This window comes from Lautropia dentalis (genome assembly GCF_003892345.1).
Classification (GTDB): Bacteria; Pseudomonadota; Gammaproteobacteria; order Burkholderiales; family Burkholderiaceae_E; genus Lautropia; species Lautropia dentalis.
The window spans coordinates 1,320,619-1,339,563 of the sequence record NZ_RRUE01000002.1 but is presented as its reverse complement, the minus strand read 5'-3'; the positions used below and the strand labels follow the sequence as shown (position 1 = coordinate 1,339,563).

Annotated in this window: 14 protein-coding genes; 11 read left to right on the top strand and 3 right to left on the bottom strand. The window is 59.0% G+C overall.

Features of this window, described 5'->3' with window-relative positions; all coding sequences use genetic code 11:
- Window positions 1-66: 66 nt before the first annotated feature.
- Window positions 67-1,695: a hypothetical protein gene (locus EHV23_RS13420; protein ID WP_125096511.1), complete on the bottom strand. Its 1,629-nt coding sequence runs from the start codon at window positions 1,693-1,695 to the stop codon at window positions 67-69.
- 1,021 nt (window positions 1,696-2,716) lie between these two features.
- Here EHV23_RS13420 and EHV23_RS13415 point away from each other — a divergent pair.
- Window positions 2,717-3,211: a FliH/SctL family protein gene (locus tag EHV23_RS13415; RefSeq protein ID WP_125096510.1), complete on the top strand. Its 495-nt coding sequence runs from the start codon at window positions 2,717-2,719 to the stop codon at window positions 3,209-3,211.
- A 131-nt stretch (window positions 3,212-3,342) separates the two neighbouring features.
- Here EHV23_RS13415 and EHV23_RS13410 read toward each other — a convergent pair whose 3' ends face one another.
- Complete coding sequence (locus EHV23_RS13410; protein ID WP_158615982.1) at window positions 3,343-5,802, bottom strand: DotA/TraY family protein; 2,460 nt, start codon at window positions 5,800-5,802, stop codon at window positions 3,343-3,345.
- Window positions 5,803-6,082: 280 nt separating this feature from the next.
- Here EHV23_RS13410 and EHV23_RS13405 point away from each other — a divergent pair, with 280 nt between their 5' ends.
- The 7 genes from EHV23_RS13405 to EHV23_RS13375 are packed head-to-tail and all read left to right on the top strand — an operon-like array spanning window position 6,083 to window position 13,692.
- The gene (locus EHV23_RS13405) at window positions 6,083-6,601 is read left to right on the top strand and encodes a type IVB secretion system protein IcmW (protein WP_125096508.1); all 519 of its coding nucleotides are present in this window, start codon (window positions 6,083-6,085) and stop codon (window positions 6,599-6,601) included.
- On the top strand, window positions 6,576-7,697 hold the full coding sequence (locus EHV23_RS13400) for a hypothetical protein (protein WP_158615981.1): 1,122 nt from the start codon (window positions 6,576-6,578) through the stop codon (window positions 7,695-7,697). The genes EHV23_RS13405 and EHV23_RS13400 overlap by 26 nt, the downstream gene beginning before the upstream one ends.
- A 2-nt stretch (window positions 7,698-7,699) precedes the next feature.
- A complete protein-coding gene (locus EHV23_RS13395) occupies window positions 7,700-8,479 on the top strand; it encodes a hypothetical protein (RefSeq protein ID WP_125096506.1) in 780 nt (259 codons plus the stop codon).
- A gap of 1 nt (window position 8,480) precedes the next feature.
- Window positions 8,481-9,614: a hypothetical protein gene (locus EHV23_RS13390; RefSeq protein WP_125096505.1), complete on the top strand. Its 1,134-nt coding sequence runs from the start codon at window positions 8,481-8,483 to the stop codon at window positions 9,612-9,614.
- Between the two features lie 56 nt (window positions 9,615-9,670).
- Window positions 9,671-10,762 (top strand): hypothetical protein, encoded by a 1,092-nt coding sequence (locus EHV23_RS13385; protein ID WP_125096504.1) that lies wholly within the window; start codon window positions 9,671-9,673, stop codon window positions 10,760-10,762.
- On the top strand, window positions 10,759-11,886 hold the full coding sequence (locus EHV23_RS13380; RefSeq protein ID WP_338034514.1) for a M23 family metallopeptidase: 1,128 nt from the start codon (window positions 10,759-10,761) through the stop codon (window positions 11,884-11,886). The genes EHV23_RS13385 and EHV23_RS13380 overlap by 4 nt, the downstream gene beginning before the upstream one ends.
- Window positions 11,887-11,898: 12 nt before the next feature.
- Entirely contained in the window at window positions 11,899-13,692 is a 1,794-nt protein-coding gene (locus tag EHV23_RS13375) for a hypothetical protein (protein ID WP_125096503.1), read from the top strand.
- Window positions 13,693-13,716: 24 nt separating this feature from the next.
- Here EHV23_RS13375 and EHV23_RS13370 read toward each other — a convergent pair.
- A protein-coding gene (locus tag EHV23_RS13370) for an IS3 family transposase (RefSeq protein WP_125096502.1) occupies window positions 13,717-15,287 on the bottom strand; the annotation gives its coding sequence in 2 pieces (ribosomal slippage) (window positions 13,717-14,840 and window positions 14,840-15,287; 1,572 coding nt in all).
- Window positions 15,288-15,667: 380 nt separating this feature from the next.
- On the opposite strand from EHV23_RS13370, the gene EHV23_RS13365 reads away from it, so the two are divergent.
- From EHV23_RS13365 to EHV23_RS13355, 3 genes are all read left to right on the top strand, one after another.
- Window positions 15,668-17,059, top strand: coding sequence for a hypothetical protein (locus EHV23_RS13365; RefSeq protein ID WP_125096501.1), 1,392 nt, complete (start codon window positions 15,668-15,670; stop codon window positions 17,057-17,059).
- Window positions 17,060-17,270: 211 nt separating this feature from the next.
- A complete protein-coding gene (locus EHV23_RS13360) occupies window positions 17,271-17,654 on the top strand; it encodes a DUF4870 family protein (RefSeq protein ID WP_125096500.1) in 384 nt (127 codons plus the stop codon).
- A 118-nt stretch (window positions 17,655-17,772) separates the two neighbouring features.
- A partial coding sequence (locus tag EHV23_RS13355) for a DotA/TraY family protein (protein WP_203229008.1) occupies window positions 17,773-18,945 on the top strand: 1,173 nt, incomplete at its 3' end.

The following is an 18,945-nucleotide window of genomic DNA, read 5'->3' as shown; positions in this document are numbered from 1 at the left end:
TCATCACTCCTCTGGGGCGGGTTTCAATGATGCCATATTTCATGGAACCCGCACCCACTTTTCCTGTCACGGGCGATAGTAACGCGCCGGATTCTTGCACTGCGGCGAGCGCTTCATCAGCATGTCGCGCGAAATGCCCGTATCGTCCTTGGTCTGGTCGGTCAGTGTCGTCATCGTCACGACGGTCCATTCCCCATTGTCCTTCAGGCGCTGCGGCGCCGAAGACGCGGCCCCGGGCACGAACTTGCCGCCCAGACTGACGGTGTCGGGCGGATAATAATCGCCCGCCACCGTCATCAGCGCAGGCCCACCCTTCACGAGCCTTGCCTCCACCGCCACCGAAATGGCCTGTGCACCATCCGGCACTTCCACATGCGTGAACCAGCCATGAATGGCGTTCTGCGTGCCCGTCGATGCCTTGCCGGAGAAAGTCGACTTGCAGCGGGACATGTTGACATCATCTGGCGTGCAGATGGCGGCATCGGGCTGCAGGTTGGCCGCCAGCAGGTGCCACTGCTTGTCCTTTTTCGGAAACCAGTACACCGCCATGTTGCGCACCTCGATGTCCGCAGCCACATGACTTCCCGACACACGGGAAATGACGAACCACGGCATCAGCCGGTTCCATTTGCCCGGCACATCCTTGAACTCCGTCAGGTGCCCCCGCTCATCGGCCGGCCAGTGATCCCACCCGCCCAGGGCACTGTTGGCGTGCCCCGCGTGCGACCACGTCCACGACGGATTGACGTTGGCCAGATAGCCCTGGCTTTCGGTCTGGTGCTTGATCATCGCGTCGGGGGTGGCGCAGACGGATTCCCCGGCTGCATCCGGTTTGCTGTACTGGTCGTAATTGTCATGGAGATCACCCAGCGTCTGTTCGAATTTGTCTCCAGATTCGTTCATCGCGCTCTCGACCTTGTCCAGAACGTTGCTGGTTGTCCCTGCCGGCAGTTCTCCGTCGGTCGAGCTGCCACCCTCACTGCTGGAACTACCCGATGACGAGCCGCTGCCATCACTCGTGGCACTGCTGTCAGATGTACTGCCGTCCTGTCCGTCGGCATCATCGGATGAACCAGACGAGGTTTCACCACCCTGCCCGGCATCCGTCGCATCATCGCCTGACGTGTTGCCACTGCCGAACGATGGCGATGTCGTGGGCGTATAGAGCGGTCTGGAAGCACCACCCGTGCCGGACGAGGAGTCGGCATGCCCGGCGCTGTCAGAGGTACCGCTGCTGGACGCACCACTGTCAGACGTACCCCTGCCGGAGGTACCACTGCCGGAGGTACCACTGCCGGACGTACTGCCGCTGGCATGGCTGCCGGAAGATGTGCGGTCACTGCCCCGGGACGAGGACTCCGAAGCAGATGATTCCCCACCGGATGAATCTGACGAACCGGTATCTGCAGAATCGTTTTGTGCAACCGTCGTGGATTCACCGTCACCGGACGAGGTGGATGCAGTGTCGTCCGCCGGGGCATCGGTCACCCCCATGTAGGACGAGGCGGCGGAGCGCCCTGCCGTCTGCCCGGACGCTGAAGCCGGACTGGAAGTACCGGACGCGGTGCCGGACGCATGGCTGCTGCCGGAATCCCCAGAGCCCCGGGCGCTCTGGCCACTGCTGCCCGCGGGCACCGTGGATGTGCCTTCTTCCCTGTCGGAACTGCCCGACGAACGCCGTGACTGGCCATTCACACCGGTTTGCTGCGCCGCGCCGGCGTTTCGTTCCTCCTCCCCTGTAGAACTGGTCTCCTGGTCAGCACCGGCAGACTGGACACCGGTACTGGCGGGGGCAGTAGTGGCACCTTCTGTCTGCCGGTTGGAAGACCCCCCATTTGCATTTTGCGCAGCCTGTTCAGAAGACCCATTCCCCGCCTGGGCAGACCCCTGCCCTGCCCTCCCATTCATCTGGCTCTGCAGCTGCGCCTGGTTGAAAAGCGGTACGACACTGGCAAAGAACTGCCCTTCACGGTTCTGAAAGAGAACCAGTGTCTTGCCATCCCCCAGCTGACCAGCAAAAACCGGACGAAGCCCCACGCCGCCCCCCGCAAGATCGAGGCCAGATCCATTTGTCTCCGTGTTACCGTCGGCCTGCCCGTCTGTCTGGTTCATGCTGAAGAGCGGAACCATACCATTGAGTGCGTTGTTGCCCTGCCGGGACTGGGAAGATGCCTTCAGACCCACCCCACTGGATGGGGTCTGGAACAGGGGTGTAGTAGATGTCGTACTGCCAAATGCACTGGCACCAGACAGTGCCAGTGCAACCGAAACAGCAACCCTGAAAGGTCGGGTATCAGGAACAAAGCATGAGGTACGCATTCGATTACACCCATAAAAAACCCTGTACCTTATTGTATGGCGGCCCAGTCAGAAACAGCAACGAACAGGACCGCTCCAGAGAAAGGCAGTTTCGCCATTTACAAAACCTGTCAGAGCGCACCGGTTATTGCCAATATTTTTTTATTAAGCACAGCGACAGAGTAGAAAATCAGCCGAACGCCCAAAACCGCGCCGCGAAAGAACGAACACCGAAAACTTCTAGCAACATTTGTTACATAACGCAAGAACCGCACTCCCTGTGCGGTTCTTGCGTTATGACCGCGTTCCATTGACGCGACTGGACCGATGGTGATAAGTTAAGCTCAACACGATGGTGCGCCTGCAGCACGGGCATTGGCTGCCAGCAAGCGTGTCATGAACAAGGGAGAACCACATCATGAACGGGTCAAACAACGCCGGCGGCAAGATCAATCTGAGCGGCACCTATGGGCTCGGGCTGGAGATGGATCCGTGGGCATACGAGGCCCGGGGCAGAAACCGTGGCATTGAAATCGGCCGGCAGGAAGGCTATTCCTCCGGGATATCCGTGGGCAATGATGAGGGGCTGATCAGCGGCATCGGCATCGGGGCGGATATTGCATGGAATGAGGCTAATGCCATTATTGATCAGCTGAAGGATGATTTTAATGAAGAAAGAAACGATGGGAATAAAGCTGCTGTGGCGTTAAACGCACTTCGCGAAACAGTTGAAACTCTCATCAAGGAAAACCCTAAGGCTGCTTCTCATATCCGTAAGGTTTTTATAAAAAACTATAAAAAGGAAGTTGTCGAGTCTGTGCGGGATGGATTTATTAAAATTCCCCTTCATTCTGATCCATCCTTTATGAGAACATCCCCTAAAATGTTTGAATTCATTATTAGTGCCCTTTAATTGAATTTGCGTCGCATGGGCGTTTCTCCTTCGGCCAAGGGCAAGGTTTAATACATGATATAACTGATCTGGTGGGAGGCAATACATTTCAATTTGCCAAATGGCATCTCAATTCTCATCTTCTCTCAAATTTATTTTGTCTTTTTCGAACTCGGTCCACCAATCCCTTGGTCCCCCGACATGGTCTGTACCTTGTCAGACGCCCCCTTGTTGCTCCCACTGCTACCACCCCCACCGCCTTTCGCCCCCTTGATCATCCTGGCCAGCCTTTCATCACGCTGCAGCTGCGCCCTTTCCTTCTTCGCCTCCTCCCGGCTCCTGTCCACTGGCAGACTGGTCGATGCCAGCCCCCCCTGAATCTTGCCCATCGCTCCACTCTCGCCCAGGTCCGTCACCCCCGCACCTATCCACTGCAACACCGCTCCGGGCAGCGTCTGCGGCAGCGCAAAGCACATGTGCAGCACCACCACCAGCAGTATGCTCAGCGCCAGCATCCACATCAGAAACTGCGGCACCGCCGACAGGTAGTACAGCACGATGTTGTCTCCCATCCCGCCATCGATGGCTCCACGAATGGCAAAAAAGCCATTGACCACAAACGTCACCAGCGGGTCCGAGATCAGTATCGCCGCGAAAAGCCCGATCACCGCCAGCGCCGGCCGCGCAAACAGCGACAGCAGCAGCAGATACCCTTGGCGCTGGCTGCCCACGAACGTCGGCTCCGGCGTCATGTGCAGCAGTGCCCACAAGGGAATGGCCAGCACCGTCTGCAGCACCCCCAGCAGCCAGCCCACGATCACCACCATGAAAATCACCATCGGCAACGACGGCAGCACCACCGCAAACATGAACGAGACAGGGTCCATGAAGGCCCCAAGACGCGCTATGTGCATCGCCGGAAACGCCAGAAACCAGTCCCACACCACATCTGCCACCTTCGAGACGCCTCCCACGACGGGAATGGAAGAAAGTGCGCCCGTCACGCCGCGAAGCAGCGAAAACTCGCTCTTGAGATCCGCATCCAGAATGTACAGCTGCGATCTTGCTGCCGTGATCATGTCCCCCACGCACTTCATCCGGTTGATCGCACCACCGATGCGGTTGTTCTCCCCGCACATGATCTCGGCCAACTGTCGCGCCTGTCTTTCCAGAAAGGAGTTACCGCCACCATTGGCTCCGGTCACGATGCTCGTGACCTCCTGAATCCACCGGTTCGACGTCGAGTTCAGCTTGTCCGTCAGCATCGACTTGAATCCCGTGATGTCCGGCGCCCTGCCGCCGTCCGTGCCGATGTCCTGGAACAGATTGTCGAACCTCGCCGGCGTGGGGTTCGCATCTCCGATCTCTTCTCCATCCCTGCGAAACGCCTTGATCAGCGTCTTGCTACCCAGATTCACCGTCCGCTCGAACAGCTCCTGCCGCGCATCATCCTTGTCGGTCACCGCCCTGAAAGAGGGCTCTATGGTCGCAACCGACGCCGCCGTCGTGTTGATCAGCGACATCCGGATATGACCAATTTTCTGAAACCAGGTTCCCGCCTCCGCCCAGCCACTTCGCGTGACGTCCTCAACCACCTGCTGGATCACTCCGTCCATCTGACCCTCCGCATTCTGGCCCTGACCACGCAACGCCGCCACGACCTTCGCATCCGCTGCGCGCACAATCTCGTTGAAACGGCTGCTTTTCACATCACTCCAGCCATCCTGATCCGCATCGTAAGGCCAGCTCTCAACCCACTTGTCAAGATCTCCCATCAATGTCCTGATTGCCGAACGCTTGATGGTGTAGGTCTCACGACCTATCCGCGCCAGTGTGCGCGAAGCCTGGGCGTTGCCATTGTCCCCCTGATCCGTCGCTTCAGGCGGCTGGGCCGCTATCCGCAACTCCCCGCAGATCGGCTCCAGTCCCGCAAGATCGCTTTCCTTGTTGCGATCCTTGAATTCATAGACATCGTATCGGCTGTTGCCCAGATCGACGCGGCGATCCCTGGTATCGCGATTGATGCCCACCTTGGGAATATTCGACGCCCCTCCGTGCTCCCCAAACACCTCATTGGCCGCCCTTGCACAGTACGCCGACATCACGTACTTCTGCGCAAACGAGCGCATCCCATAGAAGGACCCCGGGTGATTGATACCCTGCACCGCACTCTCCGGCGCAAGAATCCCCATCTCTATCCCAACCTTGTACACCCCATTGGCCAGCCCCACTCCCCACAGCGCCACCATCAGCACGAATACCTGCGCAAAACTGAAACCCGCCGTCGTCGGCAGCAGCATCCCCATGCCCGCCACCATCCGCGCAACGGTCCACGTCGGGTTCCAGTTCCTGCCAAACACCTCTCCATCGTTGGCACTGTTGGCCACCCCTATGGTCATGATCCCCAGCAGCAGCAGCCCGCCAACAATGGCAAGACCCCCGTTGAAGTAGCCGAGCATGGCCGGCAGAATCTCCGTTTGCCCGGCTGCACCCGCCGGGTCATTTCCGCTGATCAGGTTGTCGATGGTCGACCCGAACACCGACCTGAGCAGGCCGATGGATGTCTCTTCACGAACGCAGTCATCGAGACCATCACAGGGGTTCAATGGCATTTGCATGGTTGATCACCCGCCCGGAAGTTACCTGATTACACAGACCTTTAGTATGCCTGTGGTTATGACCACGTATCCTGTTGAGCAGGTAACGCAATTGCATCAGTCCTTGTCGCGCATTCCTTTGTTATTTACACATTTGCATTTTTCAGGGATCGTATGCCGATGCAATGACCTGACTGCCGGAAAAGGCACGCCAGCAAATCAGGCAAAACCTTGAATGCGGGCATGAATTGCATGACAATATAGGCGTGAACCGGATAAATGGGCTGCATGACGCATGAACGATCAGTCTCGGGATGACATTGACCTGCGCAGACAGTCCGTGTCGCTGCATTTTTCCGCGCTGCTGGGCAGCAAGGCCGGCCTGAATTATCTGGCCGGGATGGATGCCGTTGACAGCTGGGCGTTTGATCACGAACACACCGAAGATGCACACGCAGCAGATGTGGCCTGGACGCTTGCCCGGCTGGGGTCTGCCATTCAGCAGAACATCGAAGTGCTGGATTATGCCCCCGGGGAACTGGTGCGAGTCCTCGCGCATCTCACAACCAGCCGCTCTGTCTACGTGACCGACTACATCACCCGGCACAATCCGCAGGCGCTGGCCGCCATGCAGCTTGCCGGCGAAGATTTTGAAAATGATCCCGTGCTTCTCGAGAAGCTGGTCATGCAGAGACGGCTGGTGGCGCTGGAGAGGGCCGGGGTTCTGGCCAGGGTGTTTTCGCGGGAGCGGCTTGGGGAGATCGAACGGATCATGAACCTGTCGGTCGATGAAGGGGAAAGGGATGGCTCATGAAGTATTCACGGGCAGGCATCACTGCAAACGGCGTTTGGTGTTTGCGGGGCTGGCGGGGGTGTTGCTGGTTGTTCATATGGGCGCGGGAGCGGCAGCTGCCGACGACCCGGATATAGCGGGCGCCTACCGGGACGCCGCCGCCAACTGCGCCGAAGGGCGCACGCCCGGAACCATCGGCTACGCCATCAACGAGGCAGTGCGGGTGCATACGCGCATTGCAGCCACGGCCATCGATACGGACGCCATGTTCAACGACAGCGACTGCTTCGGTGACCTGGGCGAGATGGTCGACCTGTCCGACCATATCCCTAGTGTCGATGCGATCTGGGGGCGTGTGCGGGATGCATTGGGCAAATGGGCAAAACGAAAAGTATGCTCGACGGCGCGCAATCTGGGCACTCGGGTCATGACACCGGTCAATCGCACTATCGAAGATGTCAACCAGATAGCAGACCTCAATGGATTGACCAACGGCATGATCCGCGAAGGCATGCAGGGTCTGGATCCGGAGCTGGGCAATGTCTACCGGGATGCCCGACCAGAGCGCACGGGCACCTATGACGTGAACCGTAACGCCGTCAATGTCCCACCCGCAACACTGCCACAGAATCTCGCCAACCCCGAGGTGCCGCCGCAACTGCAGCAGCAGAACGAGGAGGTGCCAGGCAGCGTTCAGGAGTTCATGAACCGTCAGCAGAACCAGAACAACGCGCAGCAGGAACAGAACGGCGCGCAGCAGAAGTCCCTTCGCACGAAGGGGGTGTCCTCTGGTGAAGGCAGTGGTGGCGTAAGCCTCGAGGACGGCAAGGTTCCGGACAACGTGACGAAAAGTGTTACCGATGCCATGAACCGTGCCCAGGAACAGTTCAATGACAGGCTCTACGACACGCAAAGGCAGATTCAGGAGAGGCATCAGAACGATCAAAATGGCAACCATGGCGCCGAACCGGATGCGGCCGCGCAGACTGGTACCACGCCCGCGACGCCAGAGCCGGAGCAGTACGACAGGGCTGACCAGCAGCCTGAGCAGTCCGGGGAAGAAGAGTCCGACTCGATGTTCGGGCGGTTCCAGAACCTGTTCAACCGGCGGCAGTGATCATGAAGGACAACGGACGCAGGACCCTACAGGCAGCAGCCGGAGCTGCCCTTGGCGTGGCCATTCTTGGAGCCAGCTCCCTGGTCAATGCGCAAACCAGCTGGCATACCGTCATCGAATCCATAAGGGCAATGCTGTCGGAGGGCACATACTGGAAGCTGGTGGCCAACCAGACGCGGGTAAGCGCCGACCGGCAGGTCGAGACGCAGCAGAAGTCGAATCAGCAGCTTGCCGACGCGTTCGACCTCATCCGCAAGCAGGAACGCCTGACCGATGCCATTCGCGACCATGGTGTGGCAACCGGGCAGCCGCAGTCCATTGGCTGTGTCGCACTGGAGCACGCCGACCTTGAAATGCGTGCACGGCAACAGGCTACGCTGGATGCCGCCAAACTGATGCAGAGCTTTGCCGACAGCCGCCAGCGCAGCGGCGCGCAAACCAGTCGCCAGATCAGGGAAAAACTGAAAAGTGAGTATTGCACCGTGTCCGAGGCCAAACAGGGAATCTGCGAACTCAGAGGCAATGGCATGCAGGGCTGGAACAGGAACTATGCGGCGGCATACTCGTCCGAAACGCTGTCACCGGAAGCAGAGAACGCCGCCTACGATTATGCCGAGCTGGCCAGTGCCGGGCCGGGGGACGAGGTGATCGAGTGTGAAGGGGCTGCGTGTGATCGCAACCGGCTGACGTCGCTGGCCCAGACAGCGGTTTCGTCACTGGTTGCCGGAACCTACGTCGGACAGGCCGCCAGCCGCCGGTCTCCCGTCATGACGGGGGAATGACATGAAGAGAACCATTGCGGCGTTTATGACTGTCCTGCTGATCTGCAGCGCAGCTACCGTATCGGCACAGTCCATGTACGGATTCGAAGCATTGAGGGACGTCATCATACGGGTCATTGAGTATTCATCACAACTGAGAAGCCAGCTCGTTGGGTTTCTGAATTCTTTCGGCCTGCAGATGGACCAGGCCCAGGCAAACATCCGGTCGTACATCAAGATAGCAACGGCCCAGGACGCAGCGTCATCGAAGAATGTCGTGGATTCGATCGTACGTTCCGGGCAGGCGCTTGTCGATGTCATGCAGAACCAGGAAATTGCCGATGACATGGCCGACGCCACCGCTGATGTGCACTGGCTCACGGGCCAGGGTTATGATCCATGTGGTACCGCCTATCGGGTGGAGTCCATGGACATGGGTTTCGATATGGCCCGCCAGCGTGCAAGGCGCACGGTTGCGGATGCAGACGCCGCTCCCGGCAAACTCGTTGCCTCCCGTACAAAGGTCATGCAGGATCGCCTCAGAAAGCACAAGGAAAAGTTTTGCAGCGCATCGGAAGCGGCGTCAGGCGTGTGCACACAAAGCGAAGTGCCCGGAGGGGATGTCAATGCTGCGCTGCTCTTCGAACCGGCGGAGGAAGACAGCCTGAAGGCGGAAGCGCGCAAGGCGTACATCGATCATGTATTGGGCGAACCTGACCAGAAAACGGAAAAGCGGGCCGGTCGCACCGCGGCGGGCGAACAGTATTTTCTGGACAAGAGTCACAAGGACTCACTGATGTCCAGCCCCGCGCTCAGCTTCTCAAAAATCGACGCAGACAACACACGCACGAAGGAACTGAACGGCAAATCGCCCAATGAGCTGATGAAAGACGCCGTCAACCAGTATTTCGGCGGTGAGCGCGGCAGAGAGTGGGCACAACGCATGGCCATGCAGCGCATGCGTGGTCTTCTGGCCGAAGCCAACCGCATGGCAGCACTGGAGAACTGGATGCGCTACAAGAACTACGAGCGGGAGCTGCGCATGGAAGCCAGTCTGGCTGCGCTGTCACTGGCCGTCACGAAGGGGAACAGAAGACATGCCAGCATGGCTGGCGACCGGGCATCCGCGAACCAGAAGGCATCGGAAATAGAATGAGAAAACGTATTGCTGTCTGTATTGCCACTGGGGTCCTGAATGTAGCCGCACCTGCAATGGCGCTTGAGTGCTACCCGACCTACGAGAGAATCCCGCATGAGGGAATCTTCTCGTGGTTCAACAGGCTGCGCAGCCAGCATTTCGACCTCATGGACTTCGGCCTTTCCATGAAGCTGCAGGCAAACTCGCTGATTACGGACCAGTCGCTGATCACCATGGCCAAACAGCGGGCGTATTCCGGCAAGCAAATTGCCGATGCCACCAGGATCACGGCCCAGACCGTGGCCAACGCCAGACAGGCGATCAACATCAAGCGGCGTGAGTCCCGGGCAGCGTTCGATTATGGCGTAGCCTATGGACAAGGGTACAACCCCTGCGATCAGACGGCATTTCGGCAGGCGCTGGCCGTGCGCCAGGTGGACATGGACGCAGCGCGTGCAGAGGCCGTGACCCAGGAAGTTCTGGCCGGACCGGGGAATTACCGGAGCCCCGTGAAGGCACGACGGGAACTGCTGGACATGAACCGGAAATTCTGCACACAGGACCAGGTGGACGCGGGCTTCTGCGACACCGTTGGCGGCTTTCCCGGCGCTGCGGTGGATGTGGCAACGCTTTTCGAGTCCAGCGGCAACGACGATCCCGTCAACGAGGCAAAGAAGGGCGTGATCAACAACATGGTTGGGCTGCCTGATAATGTCGTACCCAAGGGAGCCCAGAAAAGCGCTGCCACCGATGCCTATGTGCTGGCCAAGGCACGCAAGGATGCGCTGACGTCACCTGCCATCAACTCCCTCAAGGCCATCGAGCTGGAGCACTCCGGATCGGCTGGAACGGAAACGGGCGAAGCAAAATCGGTGGCCGCGATGTTCGAAGAAGAAGTCAAGCGTTACTCGGGAAACTCTCCGGAGCACCAGAAATGGTCGGCCATGCTGCGCGGGCAGAACGAGCACGGCCTGATGATCGAACTTCTGCGGGCGCAGGGGTTCAAGCTGGCCATCATGCTTCGGGAGTACCAGCAGAAGGAGCGCATGGAGGCCATGCTGGCCGCATTGGTAGCCAACGAGGCGCAATCGAACGGAACGGAGGAGGTAACAAAGGCCAACGCCGGACGGACCAACTCGCAGCGTAGACAGGCTGACATAGAATGAACATGCTGCGCGCTACCCGTGTTCTGATTGCCATGACTGTGCTGCTGGAGGTAACGGCAGCGCATGCGCAGACATGCATGGTTGCGCCGACCGACAAAAAAGTAGTGTCTGGCAGATTCGGCAAACTGCGACCCGGGGGTAGCGGCAATTTTGGCAGTGCAAACACCCGGTCGCACGTGCATGACGGACTGGATTTCTCCACAAGCGCGATGTCCAAGCCAGTATATGCAACAACCGACGGGCTCGTCACCCATGCCGGTGACATGAAAACGGCGGGCACGGCCGTGCTGATCAAGCGGGACAATGGCGATGTGGTTGCCTATTACCATCTGGGAGGGCTCGATCCGAAGATCAGGGTAGGCATGCGGGTGCAGGCCGGGCAGCAGGTGGGGGTATCGGGCAACACGCCAAGCGAGCCCATGGTCAAGCATCTGCACCTGAGCTATGGCAGTGCGGACCAGCAGGCGGCCCGGGCCGCTTCGTTTCAGGGCAAGGCAGATAACCGCAGCAACAGCCCGTTCAGGCCGGATCAGCTTCAGTACGCCTTCAGGCGAAATAGACTGGGATGGCGAACGGATCCTGCCCCCTACTTCTGCGATACGTTTCCGATCAGTGATGGCCATCCGGAGGATGTTCAGACACTGGGGGCCGACACCAAGGCGCAGCACGATATTCTGTTCAATGGGGCTGCGGCTGGCGAAGGTGTGGATTCCGCCCAGGCGATGGCTGCCGCTGCAGATGCCGCCCGGGCCCGTGCGGCCGGGCAGAGTACCGAGGAAGGCATGAAAGATGGCGAGACCCATGGCATGCCGCCTCTGCCGCCAATAGGTGAATATGACGCCATGTCTGCCAACGAAATGCTCAAGACAGAGGCGAGCAAGCGCTTTGGCAACCCGGCCTGGGACCAGGAAATCCGCAAGCTCTCCCTGCGTGGCCTGATGGTGGAGTACCTGAGAACCATCGCCATTGTGAACTACATGCAGGAAGCCATCGACAGAAAAAAGGAGCGGATCGAAACCCTGCTCGCAACCTATACCGTGCAGAAGCTGAAGAACACACGCACCCAGGTAGATGCGGCCCGCAACCGAGCGGCATCGACCAGCAAGCAGTCGCAAATCCAGTGAAGGGGGCTGATCATGGCTGACAGAGACGAACCAAAAATTCCGCCACATACTGCAGCGCCTCTTGTGGGTGAGGAAGAACAGGACAATGACGCAGAAACCGGCGTGAATGGACCTGCAGACCCCACAGAGATGACGCATGATGAAATTCCAGACCTGGATACTGGCGTGTCGGACCAAACCGGTGATGCCGTCGGCAGAACGCCCTCAGCAGATGCATCACATCAGGAACCAGCCGCCGGTGCTGAAGCAGGGATGGATTTTCCCGGTGAGGCAGCGCCAGAAGACGGGGTTCGCGCCGGAGAGTCAGCAGAAATCCGCGTTCCCGACGAGGAACTGGAGCAGACCAGTGACTCATCCGCGCAGCCAGGGATGCCTGACGAAGACATCGTACGTGACGAGCTTCTCGGAAAGGGGCTGTCGGAGGAAGAAGTCGAGCACATACTGCAGGAGATGCGCGAGCAGCCTGATGAACCGGGTACATTGGTCAGCCTGCAACGGATTGTTGCCCAGCTCAACCAGGAAGGCCGGGGCGTGCACGCACAACCCCGGCAGGAGCCGTCCCGGCAAAACCCCCAGGTACAGCAACCTTCCCCGCAGATGGCACTCCGGGGCGTCCCGGGCCAGCAGCCGGTTTCGCAGGGTGTTGCGGATGCTGGTGCGGGTGTCAGTGCCGTTGCCGGCAGTATCGGGACACTCATGGGGACGGTCGGCTTTGCAACGGCAAAGGTTCTTGGCGCCCCCGTCGTAGCTGCCAGAGCCGCTGCCGCCGTGCTCAGGCAAAGAGCCGATGCAAAGCAGGCCCACGCCCAACATGCCGGCATGGCGTTCCATGTCACAGCCAAGCCCCGGCAGGACACCGCGTCCGGTGCAGCGTCGTCTGGTGTCGCGCAACAAGGTGTCCACACATCGAAAAACCCCGCAGCCTCTGCTACGGCACCACAACGCACATACACGAGCCCGCTGGCGTTATCCGCGTCTGATGACGCGCTGACGCGTGCCAGCGAGAATGTGGAACAGATGCGGAGAATGAACCAGGCATACGCCAGTCTGGCAGATGAAAACCGCCAGTATGAGGACCGGTTTCGAACCCGCTTGGGAGAGTTCGCCACATCTCATGGCATGTCCATGGAGGAAGCCATTGGGGAAATGAGAACGGGAGGAAAGGCCGAGCATCTGCTGGGAGAATACTCCGACATGGTCGATGCCAAACCCGCGTACCGACTCAACAGAAAGATTCAGGACCAGATCCTGTCAGGGTTTGCCGAGGGTGATGCCTCGTTTTCAGAGCAGCATCTCGCCCCGTTGTCCATGGGGCCGGAGGACAGAAGCAGATATCTGTCGACCGAGCAAAGACGGAATGATGAGATGTCGTCTATCATGGAAAAGGCGAAGTCACGCCTGCCCGTGCGTGACAGCCAGGATAACCCGGCCGACGCCTTTGACAGCGCAACGCCCATCTCTACCGGGACAGCTGGCGCGATCAGGGAGGCCACCCGCTACGATGGTGAACACCCGGAGATTTTCAGCGCCATTCGGGATGCCAAACTGCAGCAGATCGAGTATCAGGAATCGTTGCTTGCCATGAACAGGGCAACCACACCGGAAGAGGCGCAGCATGCGCGTGAGATGGCCGACAGTGCACTGGACAAGTGGATTCCCAATCATGAGTCGATCATGAAAAGGATTGCAGAAGAGGATGGCAGAGGGCATGGTACGGAAGAACTGAAGGACCTGCGGCAGTATCAGGAACGGGGCGCCGAAAAGATGCTGTCCATGGCAAAACAGGTGCCTGCCAAAGAGCGGTGAAAGTCAAGGCAGTTGTCCGATGGATCATGCAGCCACCTGTCCGTTATCGCGCGGATTGATGGCTGCCTGAGCCACGCTGTCACGCTCCGGGTTGAGCGTGACCCTCGTGATGGGTTGCCAGTTGCGGGTATTGCCCGACCAGCGTGATGGTGTCTGGCTGCGCGCCATCTCGTACAGACGGTGCCGGGCCTGCAGAATGTCCACGTCCTGTCCGCAATGTCGCTGGCTCGGCGTCACGTAGCCAATCCGGCTGTGCCGGTGCTCGTCGTTGTACCAGGCCACGAACCGGTGCCCCCACTGCCGAGCCTCATCCAGACTGGCCACACCACCCGCAGGGAACTCCGGCCGGTACTTGGCCGTCTTGAACAGCGCCTCCACAAATGCATTGTCGTCCGAGACGCGCGGCCGCGAGTAGGAGGGCCGGATACCCAGCCAGTTCAGCATGGCCAGTACCGTGGTGGCCTTGAGCGTGCTGCCATTGTCACCGTGCAGCACCGGACGCTGAGGTTTTGCATGAATATCTTCCGAGAGCGCCACACGCCTGAGCAGCCGCACGGCATGCTCGGCGCTGTCCTGCTCATGGATCTCCCAGCCCACGATCTTGCGGCTGTACAGGTCCATGATCAGGTACAGGTAAAACCACTGGCCCCGGACCTTGCTGGGCAGGTACGTCATGTCCCAGCACCAGACCTGACCCGGTGCGGTGGCCACGTGTGTGGTGGGAGGACGATGTCTGGCAGGGGAACGAGCCCGCCCCCTGCGACGGTTCTGCCCGGCTGCACGCAGCACGCGCTGAAAGCTCGATTCGCTGGCGATGTAGACGCCCTCATCGGCCAGCATCGGCACGATGCGTGCCGGTGGCAAGTCGGCAAAGCGGGGGGCGTTGGCAGTGGCCAGCATGAGCGCTTTCTCTTCCTCGGTCAGTGCGTGGGCCGGCCGGGGCCGGCTGGACGTGGGACGCCCATCAGGCAGGACCTGGCCGTCCTCTGTGCGCCAGCGCTGCAGGGTTCTGGCCGTGATGCCAGCGACCTTGCAGGCCGGCACAAGCCGGGCTCCGGCTGCATGGGCCTCGTCGATGTGCCGGACGATGATTCGGCGATCTTCCAGGGCTGTCATGTGTCCCCGCCCCCGTCCGGATGGAAGATCGCATCCAACTTTTTTTGCAGAACCAGCAACGCAGTGGTCTCGGCCAGCGCCTTCTCCTTGCGCCTCAAATCCCGCTCCAGCTCCTTGACCCGGCGCCGGGTGGCCTGGGTGACGCGCTGCACCTTCTGTGAGGCCTCTTCCGGGTTTTCAAGGGAATGGGTGGCTGTCTCTCGCCACAGCTCCAGTTCCTGGGGATAGATGCCTTTCTCGCGGCACCAGGCGTTGCGGCTGGCCTCGTCCATCGCTGCCGTGGCAATGATGGCCTGCATGCGTGCAGCCGGCGTCCAGATGCGCTCCTTGTCGGGCGCCGCCAGCGCAGCGGCACGCCACCGTTCCAGCGTTGCTGCCGAGATGTGCAGCTCCTGCGACACCACGTCCACCGGAGCGCTCTCCGGTGGCAGCAGTCTGGCCACTGCCCTGTCCTTGAATGCCTTTCCGTATCTGGCCACGTTCCTTGTCCTGTTTCGCCCTCGGGTTATGGAAGTCTATACATCGGACACCTATTCTGCCTCATAGGGAGAGGGAGAAGCGTCCCACGAGACCCGGATGAAGGAAATGGCAGAACGTATCAAAAAGGCCATAGAGAACATCATGAGCCTGTTGCGTGGGCGTACCCATGAGAGCGGCAACACGCCATCACCCGGCTCCTGATCCGTAATCCATGCAACCCGTTGCGCCTTTGAATCAGGGTTTTCACTGACACGGATGAATTGCGCTGACGCCGGATGCGTGACGGCCTGGCAGTTGTGCACGGTTTCGCGCATTTCGTGCTGAAACAACGGAAAAAAATCTTCGGCAAACGGACCATATTCATCAAATAAGCTACAATGTGGTCAGCAACAAACAACATCATGAAAGTGCGGACAGGGAGGCGGTGATGTCAGGAAAGTGGGGCAGGATGTTTGCGGGGGTGATGATTGCTCTGCCACTGGGGGCGTGTATCACCATGCAGAAGAAGGAGGATGGAAAAACCCACATCTCCATTCCAAATCCGCTTGCAGGACTGCTCAAGGGTGAGGAAGCAGATTCGCGTGGTGGTAAGTCCACCGGCACTGCCATGCAGGATGGGAGACAAGCTGCGCAGACAGCGGCAGGAGGGTCTTCCACCCGGCAAACATCGGCAAATGGCAACGATTCCGGGGAAGTCGCGCTGTTCGATCCCCGTTGGACTGATGCCCCCATGATCAGCGAAACGCCTCTTGCAAATCTGTGGCGCAAACATCCCTGGGATGGTCAGGGGCTCGGTCAATACCCGGCAGTGGCATTGACGATTGTCGATTGGTCATTCTCGACCAACCACTTCAGGCAGCGCATGCAGAATGGGGGGTCTGGCGGCTCAGGCGATGGATGCTGGGTTGCAAAGGCTCGCATCTGGTGGAGTGGCAAAAAATCCCAACAGGTTGATCCATTCAAAGTGTGCTGGAAAAGCAGCCTTGGCATGGCCATGACGTTTGCGCCGGCTATCCAGACATACATGCTTCAGGTTCCCGCCGGGCAGCACACCGGCTACAAAAGAACGACAGGACCGTTACCTCCCATGCTGGCGGAGCCGGACCAGCAGGATTCGCCCGTGGGGCTGGACGGTGTAGGGTCGAGTAATTTCATGATCCAGTTTTTTGCCGAAACGGGCTGGAAGGCGACCCAGACAATGAATCTCTGGATAACGGGTTACGACTCAAGCGAAGAGCCGAAGAACAAGCGTTCAGCATCGACCCGAAACGGGCATTCTTCAGATGAAGCTTCCCCCGGGGCGCCGGCAGACGTGGAAGGAAAAACCGCCAAAATGCAGAGGAAGCAGTCATCACAGGAAAAACGCGCGAGTCTTTTAATTCAGAATGCCATCAAGTGCAATAACCCGGAGTCCATGGAAGAGCTTAATGCCTATCTGAAAAATACAGAAAAGTACAAGATGGACGGGACCCCCCTGCCTCTGTCGGGGGATATTACTGTGCTTGGGTTGAAACCCACTACCATTGCTTCTTCCGGGGATGAAGACGGCATGTCAGTGGAAGTTCGGTTCCCCGGTAAAACACCAAAAAAGGTTGCAAAGGCGGCTGGTATAGCCAGAAACCGGTCTGGCGATTACCACAAGAATACCGGTATCGGATATCTGAACATCGTCATGGCATTTGGAGAAGTATCGCTTTCATGTACCTATATCACAGGGGATTCGGAGGTGGAATTACAGCCGAGTGTCGAGGCTGGGGATCCTGCGAACTGATTCAATGCAGACCCGTCGCGATCAGGATATTTGTTCTCGTCGCCGTCCGGTGAGTCAATGGATTTGCATGGTTTTTGAAATGGAAGAAGGAGAGTACAGATGAGGAAGCTGGTATTGGTGGCGATTGCTGTTCAGGTTATGCGAAGCCTGATCCGTTGACCATGCTTGTATGAGCATATTATGTGCAAATTTTGAAAAAGGAGATATTGTCGTGCCAACACAACAAGCCACCCAGGCCGTTCCTGCAGACAGCATGCGTACGTTTACGCTTTGGTGCTACGTCCTGCATGTGCTGGGCGTTGCCACCGGTGGCGTCAGTTCGATTGTCGCTGTCATCATCAATTACATGAAAAGGAAGGAGGCGCTCGGCACGTCCTATCAGGGGCATCATGAGTACATGATCAGAACCTTTTGGGTGTCTGTGATTGGCGCTGTCATCCTCATGGTACTGATGATCCTTTCTGCGGCTCTGATTTACCTGGCGCCTTTTGCATGGCTCGTGATATGGCCGGCGGCCATCGTTCTGCTCGTGTGGGTTCTGTACAGACTGGTTACCGGCGGGCTCAAAGCCTACCACGCTGAACCTCTGTCGTGAGCACATGGCCTGCCCTTGATGGGCCCGCCGGATCCGGACGTTGTCTACCAGACACGGCCGGATTCGGTTTTTTCCCGGCCAGAATGCGGAGGGTCGGGTTGATGGAGTGATACAGCAGGTGGTGGAGGACATCACGCGAAGTAAATGGGCGGAGTGTCTTGCCATTGTTGGCGGGCTGCTGCTGCTGGGGATCATGACCATAGGGGTGGCCAACAGTGCCAACGATGGAGAGGTGTTTGGCAGGAACTGGAACCCGACGTGGACCGTTGCGCGGATGGTGGCGGGCATGGGGATGCTGCTGCCGACGACGGCGGGTTTCAGTTTTGCGCAGGTATTCGTGCTGATGGTGGCGCTGTGGGGAGTGGGGCTGGCCAATGGGGTGTACAAGGTTGGGATAGAGATGGGGATTCTTGCGCCGGAGAGTGCGGTGCAGGGTATCAATCACCCGGGGTCCTTCTATGGGATGCGCTCGTTTGCGCAGAAGTACGTGATGTCGGCGTACTGTGCAAGGGCGGCCAATGAGGTGTTTGGGGAGCACGGAGGGGCGTCGAATATTCCCAAGGTGGGCATCAATCGCGATACCAGGGATCGCCGCGTCGATCTGGGCAACAGCCGATACGATGTCTATGAATTCAAGGATCGCAACAAGGAAAGCGATCTTGCGGGACTGGAGCCGATCTGCGGGGAGTTGCGGATAGCGGCCCAGCCGCCTGAAGCGACGGATCAGGGGGACAATGGCAACGCCCAGGCTTCGCGCACACTGGCGCGGATAGGTCGTGAGACCTACACCATCAAGCGTTCGGCAATCAGGACATTGATGGGAGATCTTGACAAGTGGGTTGAGAGCTGGCCTTACGATGCGGATCAGGATGGCTGGAGTGATGTGAAAAGCAGCCGTTTCAACGAGATTGTGCGCGCAGCGGATGCGAAGGTCGTGGCGGCGTTGCGTGGTCAGGGCCAGAATGCGGAGGGTCAGATGGACGGAGTGATCCAGCAGGTGGTTGAGGACGTCACGCGAAGTGGCTGGGCGGAGGCGGGAACCTGGTTTCAGAAAATTGGTCATATCCGGATGTCGCTGATCAACACGACGGCGGCGTCGGTTGCGACCATAGAGCCCTCTTTCAGGGCGGTGACCGACAAGGATGATGCGCGGCAGGAGCTGTTCGAGCGGACGGTGAATCTGGGTAGCAAGACGCTGATCAAGGCGTTTCGCAGGGATGGAGAAGAGATCGGAGATGCGAACCCCACGCCGGCGAGGTTCGACAATCTGTTCCAGGACATCGGCACGGAC

Coding starts and splice junctions, on each gene's coding strand:
- EHV23_RS13395 (WP_125096506.1), top strand. CDS start 7,700: ATGAAGGACAACGGACGCAGGACCCTACAGGCAGCAGCCGGAGCTGCC.
- EHV23_RS13385 (WP_125096504.1), top strand. CDS start 9,671: ATGGCGCTTGAGTGCTACCCGACCTACGAGAGAATCCCGCATGAGGGA.
- EHV23_RS13400 (WP_158615981.1), top strand. CDS start 6,576: ATGAAGGGGAAAGGGATGGCTCATGAAGTATTCACGGGCAGGCATCAC.
- EHV23_RS13390 (WP_125096505.1), top strand. CDS start 8,481: ATGAAGAGAACCATTGCGGCGTTTATGACTGTCCTGCTGATCTGCAGC.
- EHV23_RS13375 (WP_125096503.1), top strand. CDS start 11,899: ATGGCTGACAGAGACGAACCAAAAATTCCGCCACATACTGCAGCGCCT.
- EHV23_RS13380 (WP_338034514.1), top strand. CDS start 10,759: ATGAACATGCTGCGCGCTACCCGTGTTCTGATTGCCATGACTGTGCTG.
- EHV23_RS13405 (WP_125096508.1), top strand. CDS start 6,083: ATGAACGATCAGTCTCGGGATGACATTGACCTGCGCAGACAGTCCGTG.
- EHV23_RS13410 (WP_158615982.1), bottom strand. CDS start 5,802: ATGCCATTGAACCCCTGTGATGGTCTCGATGACTGCGTTCGTGAAGAG.
- EHV23_RS13415 (WP_125096510.1), top strand. CDS start 2,717: ATGAACGGGTCAAACAACGCCGGCGGCAAGATCAATCTGAGCGGCACC.